Consider the following 25709-nt stretch of genomic DNA (forward strand, 5'->3'; position numbering starts at 1 on the left):
GACTAATCGATCTTGTTGTTGGTCAGACCGGCGCGGAACACGGTGGCGTCGCCATCGGCCTGGCTCGGATCGTAGAGGTTCAGGGCAGCCACGTACATGGCGGCAGCGGTGACCAGGTCGTCCTTGTAGGTGACCTCGTTGGGAGCGTGAGCCTGAGACTCGGCACCCGGGCCAAAGCCCACGCAGGGAATGCCGTAGCGGCCCTGGATGGAGACGCAGTTCGTGGAGAAGGTCCACTTGTCGCACAGCGGACGACCGGTGCGCTTGTCCATGCTGGGCTCGCAGCCGATGCGCTCGTCACCGAACATGGCCTTGTGAGCGTCGACGAGGGCCTTGACGTGCGGAGCGGTCTCCTTGTTGATCCACGTGGGGAAGTAAGCCTCGGTCTCGTAGACCTCGCCGGTCCAGGACGGACGGTCGTACATGTACATGGAGACCTTCACGTCGTCGCCGTACTTCTTGGCGGCCGGCAGGTTGCGGATCTCGTCCAGGCAGGACTCCCAGGTCTCACCGGCGGTCATGCGACGGTCGATGGAGATGGCGCAGGAATCGGCCACGGCGCAGCGGCTGGGGCTGGTGTAGAAGATCTGGCTGACGGTGCAGGTGCCGCGGCCCAGGAAGCGGGCATCCTCGAAGTGCTCGGGGTTGTACTTGGGGTCGAGCATCTTGACGAGACCCTTGATATCGGTCGACTCGTCGCAGCCGTTGTTGTTGAGGGCGCGGACGTCGGCGATGATATCGGCCATCTTGTAGATGGCGTTGTCGCCGCGGTCGGGAGCGGAGCCGTGGCAGGAGGTGCCGTGAACGTCGACGCGGATCTCCATGCGGCCGCGGTGACCGCGATAGATGCCGCCGTCGGTGGGCTCGGTGGAAATGACGAACTCGGGCTTAATGCCGTCCTTGTTGTAGATGTACTGCCAGCACATGCCGTCGCAGTCCTCTTCCTGGACGGTGCCGACGACCATGATCTTGTAGCCCTCGGGGATGAGGCCCATGTCCTTCATCATCTTGGCAGCGTAGGTAGCGGAAGCCATGCCGCCCTCCTGGTCGGAGCCGCCGCGGCCGTAGATGATCTCGTCGGTCTCGTAGCCCTCATAGGGATCGGCATCCCAGTTCTCGATGTTGCCGATGCCGACGGTGTCGATGTGGGAGTCGATGGCGATGATCTTGTCGCCCTCGCCCATAAAGCCCATGACGTTGCCCAGGCCGTCGACCTTGACCTCGTCATAGCCAAGGCTCTCCATCTCGGCCTTGATGCAAGCGACAACCTCACCCTCCTCGCAGGACTCAGAGGGGTGAGAGATCATAGCGCGCAGGAAGCGAGTCATATCAGCACGATGAGACTCAGCAGCAGCCTTGATTGCGTCGAAATCGAGTTCTTTAGCCATTGTTCATAACCTTTCAAACGAAGGAATCTACCTGTGAGGTGGCGGAGCGATACCTATTTACTCCGCCCCAACGATTAGCAAGTGGGATATTCGCCTTCCCAAACAATTCGACGATACTGATCGGGGTCCGTGTCACCTTCCGTGGAGAAGCAGAGCACGGAGCTCGTCTTATCCAGGCCGATGAGCTCCTTGAGCTCGGCGTACTCGGGATCGAGCATGAGAGTCTCGACCAGGCCGGTGGTCACAGCGCCGGACTCGCCGGAGATGACGCGCGGGTCGCCCTTCTCGGGAGCGCCCAGGGTGCGCATGCCGCGAGCGGTGACCCAGTCGGGGCAGGACACGAAGGCGGTGGTGTGGTTGCGCAGGATATCCCAGCCCAGGATGTTGGGCTCGCCGCAGCACAGGCCGGCCATGATGGAGGGCATGTCACCGTCCACGATACGCGGATCGCCGTCGCCGGCGGCAGCGCCCTTGTACAGACAGGCGGCAGGCGCGCACTCGACCACGACGAAGGTGGGCGGGTTATCGGGATACAGGTTGGTGAAGTAGCCCACCACGGCGCCAGCCAGCGAGCCCACGCCAGCCTGGACAAACACGTGCGTCGGGCGGTTGATGGCCATCTCACGCAGCTGCTCGGCAGCCTCGGAGGCCATGGTGCCGTAACCCTCCATGATCCAGGACGGGATCTTCTCGTAGCCCTCCCAGGCGGTGTCCTGAACGATGACGCCGCGCTCGCAGGCGTCGGCCTCGGCGGCGGCCATGCGCACGCACTCGTCGTAGTTGACCTCTTCGATGGTCACCGTGGCGCCCTCGGCGGCGATGTTATCGAAGCGGGGCTTGGTGGAACCCTTGGGCATGTGCACGACGGCCTTCTGGCCCAGCTTGTTGGCAGCCCATGCCACGCCGCGGCCATGGTTGCCGTCGGTGGCGGTAAAGAAGGTAGCCTGGCCAAAGTCCTTGGCAAGCTGATCGGAGGTCAGGTAATCGAAGGTGCAGTCGGCAACGTCCTTGCCGGTCTCGTCGGCAATATAGTTGGCCATGGCAAACGAGCCGCCCAGGACCTTAAAGGCGTTGAGGCCAAAGCGATAGCTCTCGTCCTTAACGCACAGGTTGGACAGGCCCAGGCGCGCAGCCTGACCGTCCAGACGGGCAAGCGGAGTGACGGTATATTGAGGGAACGACTGGTGGAAGGCACGGGCCTTCTTCACGTGGTCGAGACTCATGATTCCCAAGTGCCTGTCATCGCTCTTGGGCATCGTGTTGCCCGCCCACTGGATCTTATCGGCCATACGGTGAACTCCTTAAGTCCTCTCTTGCCGGCCCCCGCATACGCGTTTCAGCCCGATCCCATTCACACGGCTGAACTTTTATGTGGATGCCAAACAAAAAGTTTGTTAGCACTGTTCTATCACACTTTTTGATTGGCAAACCTAACAAATTGTTTGTTGCCGTAATCGGTACCTTTTCGCCGCCGAACGGTCATGAATTGCCTTGTTGATGGATTTGTTTGCGGTCAAGTGTGGTTTATGGCACAGTGAGCCCAAACTAATTTTTAGGAAGGTACCCATGACCCCCGCACAGATTGAGTTTTACAAGCGCCTCGCACACGGCCTGGCGCTCCAATTTGGCCCCAACTGCGAAGTCGTCGTCCACGATCTGGAGACCGAGGACGTAGACCACTCCATCGTAGTGATCGAAAACGGCCACGTCAGCGGGCGCAAACTGGGTGACGGCCCCAGCCATATCGTGTTTGAGTCCATGCACGAGGGCGCCACCGATGTACACGACCGCGAGCCGTACCTCACTAAAACCACCGACGGTAAGCTGCTCAAATCGTCGACGATCTTTATCCGCAACGACGAGGGCAAGCCCGTCGGCATTTTGGGCATCAACTTTGACATTACGCTCATGAAGGCTTTTGAGCGCTCGCTCGATGCCTTTACCGGCACCGGCGGCACGGGCTATACCGAGCCCGAGCCCATTACCAAGAACATCGGCGACCTGCTCGAGGACCTGCTGCACGAGTGCGAGCAGTTTGTGGGCAAGCCCGCGGCGCTCATGACCAAAGACGAGCGCATTCGTGCCATTGGCTACCTCGACCGTCGCGGCGCCTTCCTCATTTCCAAGTCGAGCGAGCGCGCCTGCGAGTTCTTTGGCATCTCCAAATACAGCTTCTATAGCTACCTCAATGAGGCCAAGGCGGCGGCCGGCGACAAGTAGGCACTCGCCTGGATTGCCCCTCCCCTTTTGGGCGCGAGTTCTGGAAAGCGCGAATCCAAGACCGAGCCGCTTGGGAAGTTCCATATAATCGATGTCATTAGTATTTCGAAAGGATGGAACAGAATGGCGTTGAGCAAGGCATCATGCACCGGTCGCGGATTGATTCCGGCAATTGGTGGACATGTGCACCGCATGTTCGATGAGGGCGAAGACGGCCTGTTTTCGCTGAGCCTCGACGACGTGATGAGCGACCGCCCCTGGACCACCGAGGAACTCATGGGCGGCGGCGCGCGCCCGACAAGCGCAAAGTCCACGCCAGCTACGGCACCCGCGCCGGCAGCAACGCCTGCCCCGGCATCTGTGCCAGCGGACGACTTTGCCACCCGACCCATTATGCAGACCTCGCGTACACCGGCCCCTGCGCCGCGCCCCACAAGCGATCCATCCGAGACGGCGGCGTTTCTTGCAGCCGCGGCGCAACGCCATACGCCCAGCGGCGCGCCCTTGTATGCAGCGCCGCAACAGCCGACGTACGCGGCTCCCGAGCCTACGCCCGAGCCCGAGCTCGAGCCGCCCGTTATAGACCTGGACGACCAAGCCGGCCGTCCGTTCGCCCTCGATGCCTGGGCGGCGACCGACCTGGACGAGACCTCAGCAGGCATGCCCGCGCTCAATGTGCCGGTAAACCCGTTGTTTGCAGCCAGCGAGGCGCACGATTCCGAACACATAGAAGTTGCAGCGTACCATGATCGTTTTAACGAAGAACCCCGCGCCTCTCGCATTGAGACCGAGGGCTACGGAGTCACGTCGAGCGACTACGACAGCGATCCGTTTGCCGCAGCGCCCGCAGCCGAATACCGTAACGCTGGCATAAAGGCAGCATCGGCATCGGCATATTCCCACGGCACCGATGACGAGCGCTTTAACGACTATTACGTCGAGGAAGGCTCGCCGCGATTTTCTGAGTTTCCCCAGGCGGCAAAAATTGTCTTTATCGCCCTGATCGTGGCCCTGCTGGGCATCATCGCATTTGAAGGCGTCCAGCTGTTCCGCGCCCCCACCCAGGCCGAGTCGGAGACGCAGCAACAAGAGGACGACAACGAATATATTGACATCAACACCCTTAAGGGCGACCCCAACGACGGGGACGACGAGTAGCTTCCGGGATGCGCTTTCCGCGGGAGGCTTCTGCTGGAAAATGCGTCCCGTTCTAGGCATCGAATCAGGGTCGCAGTTTCCGCGCGCCGCTTTGTTGGGAAACCGCACCCCAGTCTGGAGCCAAATTCCGGGCCGTAGCTTCCGCTGAAGGCTCCAACCGGAAACGACATCCCATTCTGAGCGCGAATTCCGGGTCGCAGTTTCCGCTAGGGGCCCCCATCGGGAAAGCGCATCCCGTTCCGAGCACCGATTCCGGGACGCGCTTTCCGTCTGGGGCCAGTTCGGAAAGTACGTCCCATTCCGAGCGCCGATTCTGGGATGTGCTTTCCACTTAGGACCTCAACCGGAAACTGCAGGCCATTTTGCACGGCGGCTCCGAAGGCCGCGCCACCGGACAGCAGCGACCGCTGTCTCTCCGCCCATATCACATGTCCTCGACCGCGCAATCCAAAGTCACAAAACAGCAGGAAAAACTGCCTTTTTCACAAAAGTACACGCCCATAAACTTACCAGGCCGCCACAACTGGCGACCGTTCACGGGTGCCGATTACCGCCCACCGATTCAGTTTTTAAAATTGACGTCAAAACAGGCCATCTACCTGCATGGTTAGATTTTGGTCAGCTTTTGGTCAGCTGAGCGGCAAGTTCTGGCTGATACGTTTTTGCTACCCCAAAAATAGGAGGCGGTAGCCCATGTCGCATAGCAACGACCAACGTATCGACCAGCTGTTGACCCAAGCCGAGCAGGAGGGACGGTGCCTAATTCCCCCGAGCACGGCAATCCGAAAAGCGCTGCTGCGGCGCACCGGCAGCACGGTTGTCTCGCCCATGCCGGGACTGTTCGCGCGCAAAGCGCGCTGGGAAGAGCTCAACCCGGCGCAACGTCACGGCGAGATTATCCGTGCCCTTGCGATCGCCCATCCCGATTGGACATTCTGTTCGTACTCTGCCGCGTGCCTGCTGAGCCTCGAAGTTTCGTGGCGACATCTGAACGTCGTGCATGTCTGTAGCTCGACAAAGCCATCGGCTCGTCCTGGAACGCGGATTCAGCGACACCAGATTGAGCCTGTCAGCGCAATAAACCAAGGCGGTATATCGATAACACCACCCATTCAAACGGTGACAGATTGCCTGCTACAAACCGGTTTTGCCGACGGCATGCCCATTGCCGATTCGGCGATCTCAAAGCTCGGCCTTACGCAAGGGCGCTTGATGGAAGAGGTTGAAAAACGGGCGGGCGCTCGCAACGGGCGCGCCGTCGCTACGGCCCTCACTACACTCCAATATGCTGACGCACGCGCCGAGAGCGGCGGAGAATCGGTAGCCCGAGCTATCATGATCGAGACCGGCTTTGCACCCGACCGGCTTCAATACGAGCTGTGCGACCCCTTCGATTCGACCAAATCCATGCGAACGGACTTTGCCTGGGAGCGCCAGGCAAAAGAGCTGACGCTGGGCGAACTCGACGGACTCATCAAGTACACCGACCAGACCATACTTGTAGGGCAAACCACGGCCGAGGTGCTTGTTGCCGAACGGCAGCGCGAGGCGCACCTATCGATTTACGGCCATCCGCTCGTCCGCTTTACCATGAGCGACGTCCGCTCGGCAGGAGTGCTCGCGAAAAAGCTGCAGACCGCAGGCGTCAGGCAAACCACGTTGCCGACATGGCTTAACGACGTAGAGCTGTAGGGGCTGTTGAGCCGCATATCGCCGCGCTGCATCTCGCCAATCTGGGACCTGCTTTCCCAACAGCCGCGCCAGCGGAAAATCCGTCCCAGTTCGAACGCCCAAACCGGGATGTGCCTTCCGGATGTCACGCCTAGCGGAAAGCGCATCCCAGAATAGGCGCTCAAACTGGGATGCATCTTCCAGATGACATGCCCGGCGGAAAGCGTATCCCACTTTGGAGGCCAATTCCGGAATGCAGTTTCCGCCGAGGGCTCCAAAGGGAAAGCGCATCCCATTCTGAGCGCGAATTCCGGGTCGCAGTTTCCGCTAGGGCCCCATCGGGAAAGTGCGTCCCATTCTGAAGCCCCGAAACGGGACGCGCTTTCCGCTTGGGGTCCGATCCGGAAAGCTCATCCCGTTCCGAGCATCAAATCCGGGACATGCTTTCCGCGCTCCACCCCTTGCAGAAAGCGCGTCTCCTTCCAAACACAAATCCTGCGGTACAGCTTCTGCAAAGACGCGAAGCGGCCGCTGACAGCAAAGAGGGGCTGCCGAGACAATGCCCGACGGCCCCTCCCCTCATAACTTACTATCGACGCCAATCGCCACAAGGGCGCGGCTGCCTACTTGCTAATCGCGCCCGTCATATAGACAAACTGTACGCGATTAATATGTCCGCCCTGCTCGCCGTTAACAAAGTCCGTCGGCGTAAAGCTGGGGTTGAGCATTTCCTCGATCTTGTCCTTAACGGTGTCGATGACCTGAGTATCGAGATTGCTCGTTCGGTCGGTAAGCTCCTGCATGCCGTTGCCGAGCTCGGATGCGCCGCTGGCAAGCGTACCCGCACCCGAGGAGAGGAGATTCATGCCGCTGGCAAGGCTCGCAGCACCCGTCTTGAGCTGCGCCGCACCGTTGTTGAGCTGCGAAACGCCGTTGGCAAGCGCGGGCGTGGCGCCGTTGAGCTGCTGTGCGCCCGCAGCAAGCTGATCGGTGCCCGCGGCAAGGACCGTGGCGCCATCGCTCAGCTGGCTCGCGCCCGTTGCTGCAAAGCCAACACCGGCGACAAGACCGGGGTTCACGGCCGTGGGGTTTGCCGGGTTGATCGCGCTGTTCATATAGGCGATGGCTCCAGCCAGGCTCAGCTGTTGGCCATCCTGAACAGTGGTGTAGCCCTGAATGGCGCTATCGAGCGCGGTGACGGCACCCTGAGCGCCGCCCTGGGCGCCGGCCGCCTGGGCCAAAGTCGTAACCTGATCGGTAAGCGTGCCAAACATGGGCTCGGCACCCTCAAGACCCTTCGACGCCTGCGTGTTAAGACCCTGCGCGCCCGCAACGGCATTGGATGCGGAATCGAGAAGCGCGGTAAGACCCGTCGCATCGGCGCTCGATGCCGCCGTGGCGGCGGCACCAGCGCTGGTAGCGGCACTGCCGGCACTTGCGGTGGCGGCATCCAGCTGTGTCGTAGCCTCGCTTAGCTTGGCTGCCGCAGCCTTGGCGGAGTCGAGATCGGCCGCTTTATCCAGCGCGGCCTGAGCATCGGCGACCGCCGCCTTGGCAGCGGCAATAGATGCAGCGGCGCTCTCGGCGCCAGCCTTTGCGCTCTCGGCGTTAGCCTTTGCCGCATCGTTGCCCATGGCGCTCGCGGCCTGCTTTGCCCCGCCGAGCGCCTGCTGTGCACCGGCAAGGTACTGCCCCTCGCCGCTGAGCGCCACCGTAAGACCATGCGGCCCGTACAGCGCGCTGTAGGCGTTGCCCGACGTAGCGGTCACAGCGTCCTGGGCCGTCTTAGCCGCAGCCTGCGCTTTGGCAAGGTTTGCCTCCTGAGCCTGCTTGCCCAGCGTCAGCGCGTCGACGTACGTATCGGACCCAGCGGCAATTCCACTTATGCCGCCCGAGATCTGCTGTGCGCTCCCCTGCAGCTTGGAAAGGCCCGCCGAAAGATCGGACGCACCACCCTTAAGCTGCGCTGCGCCGGCATTAACCCCATCGGCACCGGCATTAAGGCTGTTCACGCCTTCGACCAGCGTGGGGACCTGCGCGTTGAGCTGACTCGTACCCGCCGCAAGCGCAGCGGCGCCACTGGACAGCGTACCGGCACCGGTATTGGCCGTGGCAAGCGAGGCCGCAAGCGTCTTGGCACCGTCGGCAACCTGGCCAGCACCGCTGTTGGCCGTAGCGATACCGTTGGAGAGCTCCACGAGCTGGCTCGTATCCATGCTGCTCGAGTCCACGTCGATGGCAAGATTCAGCGGCACGCCGACAATCTGCCAGCCATCAAACTCAAAATCCTCAACATCGGTCGTAATGGTGTAGTCTCCGGTGCTGCCGGGAATCACCATGTAGGTAAGCTGCGTGTTGGAGCCGTTAGCAGCAACCGTGGCGCCCTCAGCCTCAATATCGTGTGCCTCGGCATCCTTAAGCTGACCGGTAATCTGAACCAGGTAGTTATCGGCATAATCGCCACCGGTATAGCCCTCGTTCTTTTCGACCTTGAGCTTCATGGTGAGCTTGCCGCTCTTGCCCGCCAAATCCTTGGCGTCGATATCGCGGCCATCGAGCTGGTATGCCACGGTGACGTTCCACGGCATCTGAGTGTTCTTGTCCAGATCGCCCTGGTAGACAAAGTCCTGCGTTCCCTGGCCCGTAACGGCAACCGACCCGCCGTCGTCCGTTAGCTTTTGAGTCGTCGATAGATTGGTCACTTTGTTATAGGTGCCGGCATCGTCGATCTTGACGCCCTTATTGGCCTCGAAGCTATTGACCACGTAAACACCTGTGCGATTGCCGTCGGCATCGGTTTTGACGTATATGACCTGGTTTTTCTTATAACCCGGCGTGCTGTTATCGGAGCCCATCGCCGACTGTTCACTCGTAGCCGAGGCAGCGCTCGTCGACCCTACGCCGTCGGCGAACACAACGGCGCCGGGAACGGCAAGGGCCACGGTCAGACCGGCGGCAAGAGCGAGCGCGGCGATGCGCTTGCGGGGACGACGTACAAGATCGCGTTGGGCTTCGAGCTCTGTCGAAGCGGTATCAGTGGTATGGGTATGCATTGCGGTATTCCTTCCAACTGCTTTGTAAAACGTTACTGAGCGGAGCCATCCGCATCCGATGCCTCGGTGGTGTCCGAAACCGGATTCTGGGCATCCTTGGGCAAAAAATGAGCTTTGAGTGTGGTCTTGCCGATGAGGCCATCGAGCACATACAAGAAGCCCGGCAACGCAAAGAGTACGGCGACCAGGGAGATGCTCACGCCGACGCCCAGGAACCAGCCGATCTGCTTGAGCACGCCGTGGCTCGAGATCGCATGGATCAAGAAGCCGCTAATCAGCAGAACCGATCCAGAGGTCAAAACAGGAATCGTGCAAGCTTCCATGGTCTCGAGTAGCGCTTCGCGCTTATGCATGGTCACGCGGTCCTCACGATAACGGTCAGCAATCAGGATGCCGTAGTCGACGGCAACGCCCAGCTGGATGGAGCTCACAATTAAGTAGGCGAGGAAGAACTCATGCATACCGGTGTAGAGCGGTGCAGCAAAGTTAATCCAGATCGAGGTCTCAATCACGAGCACCAAGATGATCGGCAGGCTCAGCGACTTGGTGGCCAGCAGCAAGACCGCGAACACGGCCACGACGGCGATGAGGTCGACCTTGCCCTTATCGACGGTGATGGTGTCCTTAAGGTCGGTGGTGCTCACGCCCTCGCCGGCGAGCATTGCCTTACCCGGATAATGTTTGTCCGCGATACAACGAATCTTCTTGACCAGCTTAAATGTACTCGGACCCTCGTAGGGCGCGGTAACCGTGAGCACCAAACGGCTGTAGTGCTCTCCCTCCACCAGATCGAGCGTGTCCTTTTCGGCCATGCCCGTGGGGATATAGGGACTCGCAACGTCAACATAGCTCTGGATGGACTTGACCTCGGGGAGCGCCTTGAGCTCATTGGAGAGTGCCTGCTCCTCGCTCACCTCTCCACGGGGAACGAGCACAACGTAGGTATCGGAGTTGCCAAAGACCTCCTTGACCTTGTCCATATCCTGACCAAGCCGCGTATCCGAACCAAAAATGTGCGAAGTGCCGTAGTAGTACGTGATATCGCTGGAGGTCGATGCCACACGCGCAGGGTAAACCACGGCGAGGATCACGACGGCAGCGGGGATACAGACCTTGAGCACCAGACGGGCGAACTTACCCAGCGGCGGGACAAAGGGCCTGTGCTGCGATTTTTGCACAAAGCCATCGAACTGAACGAACATCGAAGGAACAAAGGTAAAGACCGATACCAGGCTGATGGCGATACCCTTTGCAAGGGCAAGACCAAGGTCGGGGCCGATCTTAAACTGCATGGCGGCAAGCGCGATAAAGCCGATGCAGACCGTGCAACCGCTCGAAAACACGGCGACCGAGGACAGGCAGCATGACTGCACCATGTCTTCGGCAACGCTGCCGTGGCGGCCACGCTCCTCGTTAAAGCGGTGCAGCAAAAAGACCGAGAAGTCCAGCGCGATGGCAACCTGCAAAATGGAGCCCGCAGAGTTGGTGACAAAGCTAATCTCGCCAAAGATGAGGTTGGTGCCCCAGTTGATAAACACCGAGACGCCCAGGCCCAGCAGTACCAGGATGGGTTCGGCCCAGCTGGTAGTCGTGATGACCAGAATCACGAAGATAATCGCTATGACAGCGACCGTGATAATGCTGATCTGCTGCTCGGTCGATGTGGTGGCGAGCGCGTTAGACATGGCCGAGCCCGTAATGGCGCCCTCGTCGCCCACGATATCTCGGATAGCGTCGGTTGCCTCGATCTCCTTTTCGGAATTAACCGTCACCGTAAACAGGGCGTTGTTCTTTTTGTAATAGGTCTCAACGGTGTCTTTGTCTTGCGTGGCAAGCGGCTGATCGATATCTGCCGCGTCGTCAAGCCATAGGACCTCCTCGACGCCGTCGACCTTTTTGATTTTGTCCTTGTATTTGAGCGCCTGAGCGATCGAGACATTGGGCACCATAACGCGACAGTTGGGAATGTCGCCCTCAAACTCATCACCCATGGTATTCAGAGCGACGGTCGACGCCGCTTCGTCGGGCAGATAGCTCGTAATGTCGTAGTTAACGCCTACAAACTGGCGCAGGAACAGGCATACCAGTGCTGCCACCGCATAGAACGCGATGATGGGTTTGCGGTGCTTCACGACCCATCGAAATAGCTTCTCTTTCAACCTCAATCCTCCATAACGCTCAGCCTATGTTTTGTTCTTTGTTATATTCCACATTTGATAGTTATACAACATGTGTAGGATAAAGGCGCCATAAAGATATGCGATTGACGCGGTCCCGGAGCCAAAACAGCCGCTGCAGAAGCAGTTCGGAAAGTGCATCCCGTTTTGGAGCCAGATTCCGGGATGCAGTTTCCGCTTGGGGCCCCGTTGGGAAAGCGCGTCCCGTTCTAAAGTCGAATTGTGGGATGCGCTTTCCGATCGGCAGCCCTCGCTCGGCAAACAAAAGGCCCCGGCTCGCACGGAAGCCGGGGCCAAAGGCACAGCGTATGCAGTTGAAGTTGAGCGCGTGCGGCCCGTCAACAAAGACCGTCCGCGCTCTACCCTACCCGCGGTTGCGGGCGCGGCTGTATGGCGTATCCACCATGGGCAGATCCGGGCGCAGCTTGCCGTCGAATGCACGGCAGGCGTTCTGCACGGCGGGCGCCGTGGGGATCGTTGCGATCTCGCCGATGCCCTTGCCGCCGTATGCCACGGGCAGCAGCTCGTCCTTCTCCACGTAGATGGCGTGGATATCCGGAATCTCGGGCGCACGGAACAGCCCGAGCGTACCGTACCTTGCCTGGGGTACGCAGTCCTTGAGCGGCCAGTCCTCGGTAAGCGCATAGCCCATCCCCATGAGCACGCCGCCTTCGATCTGACCCTGGATGGAGATGGGGTTGACCACCTTGCCGGAATCGTGCGCAGCATAGACCTCGCTCACGCGACCGTCATCATCCAGAATGACCACATGCGTGGCAAAGCCGTAGCAGATGTGGCTCTTGGGGTTGGGAACGTCGGCGCCCAGCTTGTCGGTCGGCTCCAGGTACACGTAGCCAAACTCGCAGCCCTCGAGCGCCTTGATGGCGGCAGCGGGATCTTGAGGATGCATACCCTGGCCGGCGACGAGTTCCTGTGTGTGCAGCTGATAGGCGCGACCGTCGTCGTACTCGATCTTGACGCCGTCGCCATGCGCGCTCACGGGAGCATCGGGCGCAGGCTTGCCAGCCTCGATGCCAACCATAGCATCGCGCAGCAGGAAGGCGGCACCGCGCACGGCCTCGCCGGTCACGACCGTCTGACGCGAGCCAGACGTGGTACCGGAGTCGGGAGCGTTCTCGGTGGAGCACTCGCCGTTGGCAATGCAACTCAGCGGCAGACCGCAGGCCTCGGCAACGTCCTGCAAAAAGACCGTGTTGCAGCCCTGGCCGATGTCGGACGTGGCGGCATAGACCACGGCCACGCCGTTCTCGACGCGAATCTTGCAGCGGCCGGCATCGGGCAGGCCCACGCCCACGCCGGCGTTCTTCATGGCGCAGGCGATACCGGCATGCCCGGGATGCGCGTAGTAGGCATCCTTGACCTCGAGCAGCGTCTCCTTCAGCGCCGTGGAGCAGTCGGCGATCTGGCCGTTGGGCAAAACCTCTCCCGGCTCGATGGCGTTTCGGTAACGGATCTCCCACGGATCCAGGCCGACCTTCTCGGCAAGCAGGTCGATCAAGCTCTCGAGTGCAAACTCGGACTGGCAAACGCCAAAGCCGCGGTACGCGCCGGCGGGCGGATTATTGGTGTAGTAGCCAAAGCCGCGAATGTCGGTGTTCTGGTACTTGTAGGGGCCGACGGCATGCGTGCAGGCGCGCTCGAGCACCGGGCCGCACAGCGAAGCGTAGGCGCCGGTATCAAAGTTGATCTCGCAATCCAGGCCGGTAAAGTTGCCCTCGGCGTCGCAACCCAGCGTAAAGGTGCCGTCCATGGCATGGCGCTTGGGATGGAACGCAAGCGACTCGGCACGCGTGAGCTTGCACTTCACAGGACGCTGGAACTTATACGCGGCGAGCGCGGCCAGGTGCTGGATGGACACGTCCTCCTTGCCGCCAAAGCCGCCACCCACGAGCATGGTCTCGACGACCACACGCTCGGGCTCGCTATCCCAGCCAAACATGTGGGCACACTCTTTGCGCGTGTCGTAGGCGCCCTGGTCGGTCGACTGCACCTTGACGCCGTTCTTGTACGGGAAGGCGACGGCGCACTCGGGCTCCAAGAAGGCATGCTCGGTAAAGGGCGTGGTAAAGCGCTGCGTCACGGTGAACGCGCTCTCCGCCAGCGCCTTGGCGGCGTCGCCGCGCGTCACGTGACGGCTCTGGCACACGTTGTCCTTGAGCTCCACCGTGTTGCCAAAAGCAAAGAAGCTGTCGTGCAGGCGCGGGGCGTCGGCGGCCTTGGCCTCGGCGATGTTGCGCACGGGCTCCAGCGGCTCGTAATCGATCTTTACGAGCTTCTTGGCCTTCTCGAGCGTCGCCTCGTCCTCGGCGACAACTAGCACAATGGCGTCACCCACGCAGCGGGTGATATCGCCCTGGGCGATCATGACGTCCCAGTCCTGGATAAGGTGGCCGACCTGGTTGACCGGCACGTCCTCGGCGCGCAGGATGCCCACCACACCGGGCAGGGCCTCGGCCTTGGAGGTATCGATGGAGAGCACACGGGCGCGCGGATACTTGGAGCGCACGGCGCTGGCATAGGTCAGGCCCGGCTGGTCGATCTCGTCGATGTCGTCGGGGTACTTGCCCTCGCCGAGCACCTTCTTGCGCACGTCGATACGGAAGGCGCGCTTACCCACGCCGTAGTCATCGCCGCGTTCCAAGTCCTCGTCGATCTGCTTTTCGCCGCGGAGCACCGCAGCGGCCAGCGAGATGCCCTCGATAATCTTTTTGTAGCCGGTGCAGCGGCAGACGTTACCGCGGATGGCGTACTTGATCTGCTCCTCGGTGGGCTCGGGGTCCTCGGCGATGAGCGCCGCGCCCGCCATGACCATGCCGGGGATGCAAAAACCGCACTGCACGGCGCCCACGGCGCCAAAGGCGTACACAAAGGCCTCGCGCACGTCCTCGGGCAGGCCCTCGACGGTCACGATGTTGCGACCGGCGGCAAGAGCGGTGGTCAGTACGCAGGCCTTGACGGCCGCACCATCCACGTGAATGGTGCAGGTACCGCACGCGCCCTCGGAGCAGCCGTCCTTGGCAGAATGAATATGCAGGTCGTCGCGCAGGTAACGCAGCAGCGGCTTGTTCTGCGTCGTCGTGCGCTCCACGCCGTTAACGGTAAAAGTGAATTCCTGTGCCATGGCGATTCCCTTCTACACGCCGGCGGCGATGCCGGTGCGGTCGTGGATGGCGCCATGCGGGCAGACGACGGCGCACATGCCGCACGACAAGCAATCCGCGCCATCGATATGGGCGCAGTTGTCCTCGATGCGGATAGCGCCGGCGGGGCACCTTTTGGCGCACATGCCGCAACCGATGCAGCTCGTGTCGCAGATCTTGCGGGCAATGGCGCCCTTATCGGTGTTGTTACAGCGCACCAGAATGTTCTGATAGCCGGGAACAAAGGCAATCACGCGCTGTGGGCACGCCATACCGCACAGGCCACAGCCCGTGCACTTGGAGCGGTCCACGCGGGCGACGCCGTCGACCAGCGCAATGGCACCATGAGGGCAGGTCGTGACGCAGGCGCCACAGCCAATGCAGCCTTCGCTGCAGCGGGCGTCGCCGCCTGCGGAGGCGCAACCGCTTCCGCAGGCAACGTAGGCCACGTTATGTTGAATGGATTTGGCCATAAGAGACTCGCCTATTTCTTAAGAAGGTACGAATAGTTGTCGCGCACAGCCCTGATGGTCAGGCGGACGGCCTCAGGCAGACCGGTGTTGACGGCATCGACCGAGATGGTGCGGACCGTGCCGGCGACGCGGACCTTAAAGTGGTCCTCGTCCACGGCCAGGAAGCCCTCGTTCTCGGAGTTCTCCATGTCCTGCTCGCTCCAGAACAGGGTGAGCTTGTCCTTGTAGGGACGACCCTCCTGGTAGGGGCAGAACACGGCGCAGTTGCCGCACTCGTTGCACATGCCATCGACGTGGACGACCTGATGCTTAGCCAGACCCGGCACCTTAATTGCCACGTTGGCGCGGTTGGGACACACGTCGCAGCAGACCTCGCACACCGAGCCGCAGCCCAGGCAGCGAGTCTTGGTGCAGTTGCGCTTGTCGCGGCACAGCGACCCCTTGCGCTCGTAGCAGGTGTCCTCGCGACCGGCCTGAGCATTCTGGTCGGCGTACTTGTTAAAGTCAACGCCGGCGATGGCACGGGCAACCTCGGCGGCGTCGGCGATAGCCTCGACCACGGTGGCCGGACCGCGGCGGCAGTCGCCCGCAGCCCAGACGCCCTCGACGCCGGTGGAGGTGGCGGCAAGGCGGCCGCGACGGTCGTGCTCGACGCCCGCAGCATCGTACAGGCTGGCATCAATGCCCTCGCCCACGGCGCAGATCACCGTGGTGGCGGGAAGCTCGACGGTCTCGCCCGTGGCGACGGGGCTGCGACGGCCGCTTGCATCCGGCTCGCCAAGCTCCATAACGTCGCAGGTCAGCACGGCGCCGTTGAGTGCCTTGGGCGCCAGCAGCTCGCAGAACTCAACGCCGTCGGCAAGAGCAAGATCAAGCTCTTCCTCGTCGGCGGGCATCTGCTTCTTGGTGCGGCGATACACCAGGCGCACGTTCTTCACACCAGCCAGGCGCTTGGCCACGCGGGCAGCATCCATGGCGGTGTTGCCGGCGCCGATGACCACGACGTCCTCGCCCAGCTCGAGCTTCTCGCCCTTCTTGGCGGTCTCGAGGAACTCCAGCACATCGAGCTCGGCACCCTCGCCCAGGCCCGCAGAGCCGGGCATCCAGGCACCAGTGGCCACGACCACGTCGGTAAAGCCCTGAGCCTTGAGCTCGTCGATGGACTCCACGCGGGCGTTAAGCTGCACCTTGGCACCAAAGGCCAGGCAGAGCTCGGCATCGTGAGAGATATCGTCGCTCGCAATGCGAAACTCGGGAATCACGTGACGGACCACGCCGCCGAGCGAATCGCGGGCCTCGAAGATGGTGACGGGCACGCCGGCACGCGTCAGGAAGAACGCCGTCGCCAGGCCGGCCGGACCGCCGCCGATAACGGCAACGTTGCGCTCGCCGTCGTTGGCAATAGCCTGGGCGCGCAGCTTGGGCAGCACGGCTGCCATGGCCTCGTGGGCGGCCTTGAGCTTGCTGGCGCGAATCTGGGCGCCCTCGGGCTCGTAGAAGGCGCGCTCGCAGGCACGACCACAGGGATGCGGGCAGATGGTGCCGGTAATGAACGGCAGGGCGTTGCGCTCGATGATGATGTTGAGCGCGTCCTCGTAGCGGCCCTCGTCCACAGCCGCCAGGTAGGCGGGAATATCCTGCTGAATGGGGCAGCTCGTGCGGCACGGCGTGGTAAAGCAGTCGGAAAGCGGGCTCTTGCCGGCGACCTTGCGGTCGGGTAGCGGGCGCAGCGGCTTCTTGTAGAGCGGATTGGTGAGCGAATCGGTCTGGATCGCGGTCACCGCCTCGAGCGAAATGCCCGCGAACGGCTTGCCATCCAGGTCGGTAAACTCGCCGGCCATCTGGCTAAAGCGCTCGTAGCCACCGGGCTTGAGCACGTCGGTCGCCAGGGTGACGGGCCAAATGCCGGCGTCATACAGGGCGCGGATGTTGTAGACCGTAGCGCCGCCGGAGTAGCTGATGCGCAACTTGCCATCGAACTGCTCGGTAATGCGGCGGGCAGCCTCAATGGTCAGCGAGAACAGCGAACGGCCGGACATGTACATCTCGGTGGAGGGCAGCTCGTTCCTCGTCACGTCGACGGGGAACGTGTTGGTGAGCTTGACACCAAACTCAAGACCGCGCTCGGCGCACAGGGCAATCAGGCGCTCGAACATGGGCACGGCGTCGACCCACTGCAGGTCCTCGCGGAAGTGCGTGTCATCGAAGACGATGTAGTCAAAGCCCAGCTCGTTGAGGCGCTGACGTGCAAACTCATAGCCCAGCAGCGTGGGGTTGCACTTAATGTAGGTGTTGAGGCCCTTCTCGGTGATGAGGTAGGTCGCGATGCGCTCGATCTCGGCGGGCGGGCAGCCGTGCAGGGTTGACTCGGTGATGGAGTTGGAGACGCGTGCCGGGATGGACTCGACAAACGCAGCGTCGACATGCTCAAACTTGTCCAGGTTGGCGAACGCCCAGGCACGGCACTCGTTCCAGACGTCAGAGCCGCTGGCGTCCTTCATGCCCTCGATGTAGGCGTCGACCTTGGGGCTCTTGATGCCCTCCAGGTCATAACCCACGGACATGTTGAAGACAAAGCCGTCCGGGCTGCCCAGGCCGTACTCGCGAGCGATCAGGTGGCAGGCGAACCATGCCTTCACATACTCGGCAAAGGCCTGCGGAACCTCGAGCTCGGTCGACCACTCGCAGTTGTAGCACTCGTCCTGCGCCACGATGCAGGGCTTGTTCACACACTTGGAGAGCTCCTCGCCGTCCATAACCTGAACGGTCTTGAGCTCAAAGAAGCGAGAACCGGCCACGTAGGATGCCACGATGTTCTGGGCCAGCTGCGTGTTGGGGCCGGCGGCCGGGCCAAACGGAGTCTCGATGCGCTCGTCAAAAATGGGGAGCGCGCCCTCCTGGTTGGTCGTGACCATCTTACGCACGCCAAAGATGGCGTCCTGGGTCTTGTGCTCCTCGATGATCCAGTTCATCAGCTGCGAAAACGGGATCGGCCTCATGATGTCGCTCATAATGAGCTCCTCTCTGTAACGCCCGGCGAGACCGCGCGGCGGGCGCAAATACGGTGTAGCGCTAGCACAGCGCCGGCGACCCCGCGGAGGCCGCCTATACGCGCGTCGGATGCGGCGAAACATCCGACGCGCGTGAATCTACTTGTAATTAGTAGGCGCGATCGTTGAGCGTGCTCCAGAGCTTCTTGGACTCAGCCATGGTCCACGCGTTGATCTTGTCCTCATCAATCCCAACGAACTCGCGATCCTTGTACAGGACGCGGCCGTTGATGATGGTGGTGCGGCAGTTTTTGCCCATCATGCCAAAGAGCATGTGGCCGTCGATATTCTCCTCGCTCAGCGGCGTAAAGGGCTTGTAGTCCATGACGATGACGTCGGCGGCAGCGCCGGCCTCGAGCACACCGAGCTTGCGATCGAAGTACTTGCTCGCCATCTTGGCGTTGTTCTCGAACAGCATGGTCATAGCCTCGCACCAGCCCACGTTGGGCATGGCGGCGTTGTGGCGCTGAATGATCAGGAAGACCTTAAGGCTCTCGAGCATATCGTGGGTGTAGGCGTCGGTACCCATGCACACAGGAATGCCGCGGCGGAAGAATTCGAGCACGGGGGCGCAGCCCACGGCGTTGCCCATATTGGATTCGGGGTTGTTGACGAGCCAGGTGCCGGACTCCTTGACGATATCCATCTCGGCAGGCGTCACGTGGATGCAGTGGCCCAGCATGGTGTCGGGACCCAGCAGGTTGTGCTGCAGCAGGCGCTCGACGGGGCTGATGCCGCCGCGGTTGAGGCGGGAATCCCACACGTCGTTCATGCCCTCGCACACGTGGATGTGGAAGCCGGTCAGACCATTGTTGGCCTCGGCCATCTTGTCCATGGTCTCGTCCGACAGCGTAAAGGTGGCATGTCCGCCAAACATGGCGGCGATCATGTGGTTGTCGTTATCGCGACGCTCTTTAGCGGCCCACTGGGCAAACTCGGCGTTCTCGGCAATGGCCTGGTCGCATTTTTCCTGGCCGCGGCGATCGGAGACCTCGTAGCACAGGCACGAACGCATGCCCAGCTCCTGAGCTGCGTCCTTAATGGTGAAGAGGCTTCCCGGGATCTCGCAGAAGCTCGCATGGTGATCGAAGATCGTGGTAACGCCATCGCGGATGGAATCCAGAATCGTGGCATAGGCGCTTGCCTTGGTGCCGTCGAGCGTCAGGTTGTCGTCAATCTTCCACCACTGCTGCTCAAGATTCTCCAGGAAGTTGGTGGGGTTGCAGCCCTTAATGGCAAGGCCGCGGGCCAGACCCGAGTAGATGTGGGTGTGGCAGTTGATAAGTCCGGGCATGATGAGGTTGCCCTGGGCGTCGACGTACTCGGCATCCGGGTACTTGGCCTTGAGCTCGCACTCGGGGCCCACTTCGACGATCGTATCTCCGTCAATGGCGACCGCACCGTTTGGAATGAACGGGGTCTGAGCGTTGCGGGTAAAGACGGAACCGTTAGCGACCAGAAGCATGGATGCTCCCTTCAACATCAGAGGCGGGGTTTGACACCTCTGACATGGCGGAGTGCGAAGCGCCGGCCTACACCGGAAACGGGCCCTCTCCCGTCAACGCTTCACCAAAGGGACAAACCCTTTGAAGTGCGGCTTGGCGCCGCATGGCGTCGGCGGACGAGGCGATGCGTCCGCCGACGAATAGCACCGAATTGGTTACTTCTTGCTCTCGGGCAAGACCAGATCCACGGCAGCGTCCTTGGCAGCATCGATGTGCTGAGCCACGACCGGCGTCTGCGGAAGGATCAGGTTAAGGACAATGGCCATGATGGCGGTGGGGGTTACGGCATTGGAGCCGATGACGGTGGACACCCAGGCGGGCATACCCTCGCCGGCAAGGCAACCGCTGGCCATCCAGATACCCAGGCCAAAGACGACGGAGGTGCCGACGATAGTGGTAGTGCGCTGCGTGAGGCCCTCGCGGGTGAACATGCGCACGCCGTTCATGGTGATGGTGCCAAAGACGCCGACGGTCGCGCCGCCGATGACGGGCTGCGGGATAGCGGAAAGAACGGCAGAGAGCTGCGGGAACAGGCCGGCGATGGCAAAGACGGCCGCGATGATCACAAAGACCCACTTGTTGACGACCTTGTTGGAGCAGATGATGCCCACGTTCTGGCCAAGGGCGCTGGTGGGAAGACCGCCCAGCAGGCCGCCGACCATAGAAGTGAGGCCCTGGGACACGATAGCGCCGGAGAGCTCACGCTCGGTGGGCATACGGTCGATGGAGCCCAGGCAGGCGGCGGAGACGTCACCGATAACCTGGATGGCAACCATGGGGAACACGACGGCGAGGGTAATGCAGACCTCGGGATCAAATTCGAGCGCGTAGGGCATGAGCTTGGGAAGGGCGAAGACCTGAGCGGTGGCGACGCTGGAGAAGTCGATCATGCCAAAGGGGATGGAGACGATCATGCCAACGATCATGCCAAAGAACACGGATCCCAGCTTGAGCGTGCCCTTGCCAAAGTTGGCGAGCGCAAAGACCACGGCGAAGGTGATGAGAGCGACGCACCACGCCTGCGGGGTGCCCCACAGAGGCGTGCCCATGCCACCGGCCATGTACTTAACGGCCGTGGGATAAAGAGAGACGCCAATGGAGAAGATGACCGTACCGGTCACGACGGGCGGGAACAGCCACTTGATCTTGCTGTAAGCCAGACCAAAGAGGACCGCGACGGCGCCGCCGACGATCTCGCCGCCCAGCAGCGCACCAAAGCTAAAGCCCGAGGCACCCATGGCCTGCAGGGCCGGCAGGAACGCGAACGAAACGCCCATGACGATGGGCAGACCGCCGCCGATGCGACGGAAGGGAGCGAAGGCCTGAAGGGCCGTATCGATTGCCGAAAGAATGAGCGCGACCTGGATGATGTCGGTGCTCTGCTGGCTATTAAAGCCGTAGACGCCGGCCATGATGACCGCCGGGGTAATGATGCCGGCAAACGATGCCAGTACGTGCTGAAGGGCACACGGGATCATTTCCTTAACGGGAGGCATGCCTTCGCGAGTGAACAGGGCTTCAGTGCCGTTCGTAACCGTCTCCTGGGTCATTTGACCACCAATCCTCGAAGTAGTTGTTTTCGCATCTAACGCTCTATTGTGACGCAGTGCGGGGTTGAGGTTGTGCCTTCATTGCATATCGTATTAAAGATGATTCTCATTCTCAATAATAATTTTTTGTTATCAGACTATTCTTCAGCTGAAATAACGCATTTCCGCAGGTCAGGAAAGTGTCTGGTCAAAATAACATCTAACTTTTCTTTTGGTCAACCGTTTACCGCTAAATTCCTACCGTTCGTCTGCATTACGTAATGTACCTGCGGATATACGAGATGATGGGCAGCGTGTTACCATGAGAAAAAATTGTTATGAACATTTCCGATTTCACTCAAAGGAGTTGCCCGTGAACGAGACCGTACGCCGCTTTTTGCCGATGGTCGATTTTCTGGAGCAGATACTCGGCAAAAACAGTGAAATCGTGCTGCACGATTTCTCGGATCCCGACCACGCCATCGTCGATATTCGCAACGGCATCGTGAGCGGCCGCCAGGTCGGCGGCCCCGCCACCGATCTGGCGCTCAAGATCATGCACGACCCCAAGTATCGCGACCTGCCGTTTATTACGGGCTACGAGGGGCGCGGTGCCGGCGGCAAGACGTTGGAGTCAGCGACGTACTTTATCCGCGAGAATGACGAGATCGTCGGTATGCTCTGCGTCAACACCGACCTTTCGACCGTGCGTTCCATCAACGCCATGGCGCAGCAGCTCATGGCGTGCTTCGACGCAGCGCCGACGCGCACGGAGCCCGCCCCTATCGAGGTCGAAAGCCTTTCGGAGTCCACACAGGAGCTCATCGACCGCAGCATTGCCGAGTTGCTGAGCGCGCGCGGGCTGGACGTAGCGTCACTTGGTCAGAGCGACCGCGTGGACGTCATTCGCCACCTCAACGGCAACGGTGTGTTCATGCTCAAGGGTGCCGTGGCCTGCGCCGCCACCGCGCTGGGCATCTCGGAGCCCAGCGTCTACCGCTACCTGCAAAAAGTTCGCAAGGAGGGCTAACGAGCAAAATGGAGCGCGGCTCCACAAGCGACCCGTCACTTGACAAAAGACCCTGCAGCTCGCACGCGCTGCAGGGTCTTTTTGCATGTCATGTTTAGTTGTTGCCAACGCCTTAGAGAGCGGCGACGACCTCAATCTCAACCAGACCGCCAGCCGGAAGGGCGGCAACCTGGAAAGCGCTGCGCGCGGGGAACGGAGCCTCGAACTTGGAGGCGTAGATCTCGTTCACGGCGGCGAAGTCGGCGATGTCGGCCAGGTAGACCGTGGTCTTGACGACATCGGCAAAGGTGGCGCCGGCAGCGGTCAGCAGGGCCTCGACGTTGGCGAGGGACTGCTTGGCCTGGGCCTCGACGCCCTCGGGCATCTTGCCGGTTGCAGGGTCGATGCCCAGCTGGCCGGACAGGAACACCATGTTGCCGGTCTGGATACCAGGGGAATACGGGCCGATGGCTGCGGGTGCGTTATCGGAAGACACGACGGTCTTGCTCATGTTTATCTCCTTACGATCAGTTGAGAAAGCGTGAGCGCGGCGTTCACACCGGGAGGCACAGTTCGGTCTGAACACCGCGCTTGATTGGGATGGTACTCAAGGTTTCTGTTTGATGCAAGAATATTATCAGCTTGCGAGAATATTTTATCGCCCAACGGTCTCCCCGAACCGCTGAACGGTTCTCCACGGGGTCAGCCAGTCCAAGCTGCTGAAGACTTTATCCCGCTTGGAGCACGGGCATCGCCTGCCGCAACGGCGCCACTATACTTTTGAATATCTGAGCATTTTGAAAGGCAGGATATGACCGCAACCGCCAGTCGAACCACCAACCGCAGACCCGAGCTTTTAGCGCCCGCCGGAGGGCCCGAGCCCTTTGCCGCCGCACTCGCCGCGGGGGCAGACGCCATCTATTGCGGCATGGGCAGCTTCAACGCCCGCCGCAAGGCCACCAACTTTACCGACGAGGCCTTTGAGCAGGCCTGCCGCGCCGCGCATCTAGCCGGGTCGCGCGTCTACGTCACGGTCAACATCGTCATCAAGCAGTCCGAGATGGGCGATGCGCTGCAACTCATCCACCGCTGCTCCACGCTGGGCGCCGATGCCTTCATCATCCAGGACTGGGGCCTGTTCTTTGAGGTCAAGCGCACCATGCCCGGCATCGAGACGCACATCTCGACCCAGGCGAACATCCATGATGACCGCGGAACGCTTTGGTGCCGCGAGCAGGGCGCCGACCGCGTGACTCTCTCGCGCGAGCTCTCCATCGACGAGATCGCCGCCATCCACGACGCCGCGCCCGATGTGGACCTTGAGGTCTTTAGCCACGGTGCCATCTGCTTTTGCTACTCGGGTCTGTGCCTGCTGTCGAGCTTTGCCATGGCTGGCCGCTCGGCCAACCGCGGCATGTGCGCCCAGCCCTGCCGCCTACCCTACGAGCTAATTGACGAGAACGGCCGCTCGCTCTCCCCTGCCGGTCGCGAGCGCGCGCTGTGCCCGCGCGACACCAACACGTCGCAGCTTGTTCGCCGTCTGTATGACGCCGGCGCCGCATCGCTCAAGCTCGAGGGCCGCATGAAGGCCCCCGATTACGTGTATTCCATCGTCGACGTGTACCGTCATCAGATTGATGACATGCTTGCCGATGTTTCGACCTCTAAGGATGAGGATGCCGCCCGCCAACGTCAGCTCAAGCGCTGCTTTAACCGCGACTTTACGCACGCCTATCAGGACGGCACCTCGGGCGACGAGATGATGAGCTACGAGCGTTCCAACAACCGCGGCCAGATTGTGGGCACGGTGCTGGGCAGCCGCCTGGCCAACCGCGACGTGCGAGGGCTCAAGCCTGACGACCGCCGTCGCCGCGCCGCCATCGCCCGCATTGAGTTGTTTGAGCCCGTTGGCAAGGGCGACCTGCTGGAGCTTCGCCATGACGATGAGTTCGACCAGTTCCTGACCACCATCGCCGCCGATGATGCCGCTGCCGGCGATGTTATCGAGTGTCGCGTGCCCCGTAGCATGCCCGAGGGCTGCCGCGTGCGCGTGATTCGAAGCCAGCGCGCCATTGACGCCGCCGGCGCCGCGCTCAAGCGCGATGTGCTGCGCCGCCGAGCTGTAGACGTGTCCGTTGTGGCGCGTCTGGGCGAGCCGTTTACCGTGACGCTCACCTGCTGCGACGACCCTTCGCTTACGGCCACGGCCACGGGCTTCACCGTCGAGGCCGCCAAGACCCGCGCCGTCGAGGCATCCGATCTGGTGGAGCACGTCGGGCGTATGGGCTCCTCTCCCTTTGAAGCTGCGAGCTTTGAGGTGACCCTCGACGAGGGTTGCGGCATGGGCTTCTCCGCCGTGCACAAGGTGCGCGCCGCCGCTTGCAAGGCGCTGGAAGAGGCCATTCTGGCGCCGTACGAGGAGCGCGCGAAAACGCTCGAGATTCCGGTGCTCGACAAATGTACGCGCCCCATGCCCGAGCACTACCGCGATGAGCCGCAGATCTGCGCCACCGTCACCTCGCTCGAGGCCGCCGAGGCCGCTCGCGCGGAGGGCGCAACGCGCATCTACATGACCACCGACGCGCTCGATGCGGCCGAGCTCTCCCCCGCCGATGCATTTGAGCAGGGTATCGTGCCCGTACTCGACGAGGTCTGCCGCGCCGTCGACCACGAGCGCGTCGATCCCTGGGTTGTTGCCGGTGCCACGGTCGCTATTGGCAACATCTCTGAGCTTGCCCTGGCCGCCCAGGTTGGCGCCACGGCCGAGATTCGCTCTTGCCTGCCGGTTCACAACGCACCCTGCATGGAGGCGCTTGCCGAGCGCGGAGCCGGTGCGTTTTGGCTCTCGCCCGAAATCACGCTCGACGAGATTGTCTCGCTCGGCGCCGCCGCGCCCGCGGCTCTGGGCATCACCGTCTTTGGCCGCCCGCGCGTCATGACAAGCGAGCATTGCATTCTGCAGGTTGCCAACGGCTGCATCCACGATTGCGCCAACTGCCGTCTGCGTGCCCGCAAGCTCTCGCTCAAGAATATCGACGGAAAGGTCATGCCGGTGCGTACCGACATTCACGGCCGCTCTCGCCTGTACGATGCTTACCCCATCGACCTCACGCCGCATGTTCCTCAGCTGCTCGATGCCGGCGTGCGTCGTCTCATGGTCGACGGAACCCTGCTCGAGGCCGATGAGATTGGCCGTGCCGCCGCTCGCGTCCGTCGTGCCGTCGAAGCAGCGCAGGCCGGTCGCAAGCCCGCCGCCCGCCTGCGCGGCGCCACCTCGGGCTGCATGTTTGTGGGAATTAGCTAACCGAAAGGCTT

At 61.6% G+C, this 25709-nt stretch carries 15 protein-coding genes; 5 read left to right on the forward strand and 10 right to left on the reverse strand.

All coding sequences use genetic code 11. The features are described 5' to 3' along the window. Positions 1-2: 2 nt before the first annotated feature. Together I1M21_RS00355 and dpaL are read right to left on the reverse strand one after the other, a co-directional pair. Positions 3-1388 (reverse strand): YgeY family selenium metabolism-linked hydrolase, encoded by a 1386-nt coding sequence (locus tag I1M21_RS00355; RefSeq protein ID WP_055252228.1) that lies wholly within the window; start codon positions 1386-1388, stop codon positions 3-5. A gap of 74 nt (positions 1389-1462) precedes the next feature. Then, positions 1463-2677 carry a diaminopropionate ammonia-lyase gene (dpaL, locus tag I1M21_RS00360; protein WP_195191983.1) on the reverse strand — a complete coding sequence of 405 codons (1215 nt, stop codon included), beginning with the start codon at positions 2675-2677 and terminating at the stop codon, positions 1463-1465. Positions 2678-2954: 277 nt separating this feature from the next. Here dpaL and I1M21_RS00365 point away from each other — a divergent pair, with 277 nt between their 5' ends. The 3 genes from I1M21_RS00365 (at position 2955) to I1M21_RS00375 (ending at position 6458) form a co-directional block, all read left to right on the forward strand. Continuing rightward, positions 2955-3608 carry a helix-turn-helix transcriptional regulator gene (locus I1M21_RS00365; protein WP_089573552.1) on the forward strand — a complete coding sequence of 218 codons (654 nt, stop codon included), beginning with the start codon at positions 2955-2957 and terminating at the stop codon, positions 3606-3608. A gap of 123 nt (positions 3609-3731) precedes the next feature. Further along, positions 3732-4766 (forward strand): hypothetical protein, encoded by a 1035-nt coding sequence (locus I1M21_RS00370; protein WP_195191984.1) that lies wholly within the window; start codon positions 3732-3734, stop codon positions 4764-4766. 693 nt (positions 4767-5459) lie between these two features. Continuing rightward, on the forward strand, positions 5460-6458 hold the full coding sequence (locus tag I1M21_RS00375) for a hypothetical protein (protein ID WP_195191985.1): 999 nt from the start codon (positions 5460-5462) through the stop codon (positions 6456-6458). Positions 6459-7060: 602 nt separating this feature from the next. Here the strand turns inward: I1M21_RS00375 and I1M21_RS00380 are convergent. From I1M21_RS00380 to I1M21_RS00410, 7 genes are all read right to left on the reverse strand, one after another. After that, entirely contained in the window at positions 7061-9490 is a 2430-nt protein-coding gene (locus tag I1M21_RS00380) for a YhgE/Pip domain-containing protein (protein ID WP_195191986.1), read from the reverse strand. Positions 9491-9522: 32 nt separating this feature from the next. Beyond that, entirely contained in the window at positions 9523-11649 is a 2127-nt protein-coding gene (locus tag I1M21_RS00385) for an efflux RND transporter permease subunit (protein WP_195191987.1), read from the reverse strand. Between the two features lie 382 nt (positions 11650-12031). Then, a complete protein-coding gene (xdh, locus tag I1M21_RS00390) occupies positions 12032-14809 on the reverse strand; it encodes a selenium-dependent xanthine dehydrogenase (protein WP_195191988.1) in 2778 nt (925 codons plus the stop codon). Positions 14810-14821: 12 nt separating this feature from the next. Beyond that, positions 14822-15301, reverse strand: a complete 480-nt coding sequence (locus I1M21_RS00395) for a 4Fe-4S binding protein (RefSeq protein ID WP_195191989.1) — start codon at positions 15299-15301, stop codon at positions 14822-14824. 11 nt (positions 15302-15312) lie between these two features. Further along, a complete protein-coding gene (gene ygfK, locus I1M21_RS00400; RefSeq protein WP_195191990.1) occupies positions 15313-18312 on the reverse strand; it encodes a putative selenate reductase subunit YgfK in 3000 nt (999 codons plus the stop codon). 148 nt (positions 18313-18460) lie between these two features. Then, positions 18461-19816: a putative aminohydrolase SsnA gene (gene ssnA / locus I1M21_RS00405; protein WP_117802957.1), complete on the reverse strand. Its 1356-nt coding sequence runs from the start codon at positions 19814-19816 to the stop codon at positions 18461-18463. A 195-nt stretch (positions 19817-20011) separates the two neighbouring features. Next, positions 20012-21406 carry a uracil-xanthine permease family protein gene (locus tag I1M21_RS00410; RefSeq protein WP_055285183.1) on the reverse strand — a complete coding sequence of 465 codons (1395 nt, stop codon included), beginning with the start codon at positions 21404-21406 and terminating at the stop codon, positions 20012-20014. 352 nt (positions 21407-21758) lie between these two features. Between I1M21_RS00410 and I1M21_RS00415 the strand changes: the two genes are divergently transcribed. Then, positions 21759-22415, forward strand: coding sequence for a helix-turn-helix transcriptional regulator (locus I1M21_RS00415; protein WP_271763163.1), 657 nt, complete (start codon positions 21759-21761; stop codon positions 22413-22415). 112 nt (positions 22416-22527) lie between these two features. On the opposite strand, the gene I1M21_RS00420 is transcribed toward I1M21_RS00415, so the two are convergent. After that, positions 22528-22905: a RidA family protein gene (locus I1M21_RS00420; protein WP_035137477.1), complete on the reverse strand. Its 378-nt coding sequence runs from the start codon at positions 22903-22905 to the stop codon at positions 22528-22530. A 300-nt stretch (positions 22906-23205) separates the two neighbouring features. Here I1M21_RS00420 and I1M21_RS00425 point away from each other — a divergent pair, with 300 nt between their 5' ends. Further along, a complete protein-coding gene (locus I1M21_RS00425) occupies positions 23206-25698 on the forward strand; it encodes a U32 family peptidase (protein ID WP_195191991.1) in 2493 nt (830 codons plus the stop codon). Positions 25699-25709 lie beyond the last annotated feature (11 nt).

The sequence above is a fragment of the Collinsella aerofaciens genome, from assembly GCF_015546965.1.
Lineage (GTDB): Bacteria > Actinomycetota > Coriobacteriia > Coriobacteriales > Coriobacteriaceae > Collinsella > Collinsella aerofaciens_X.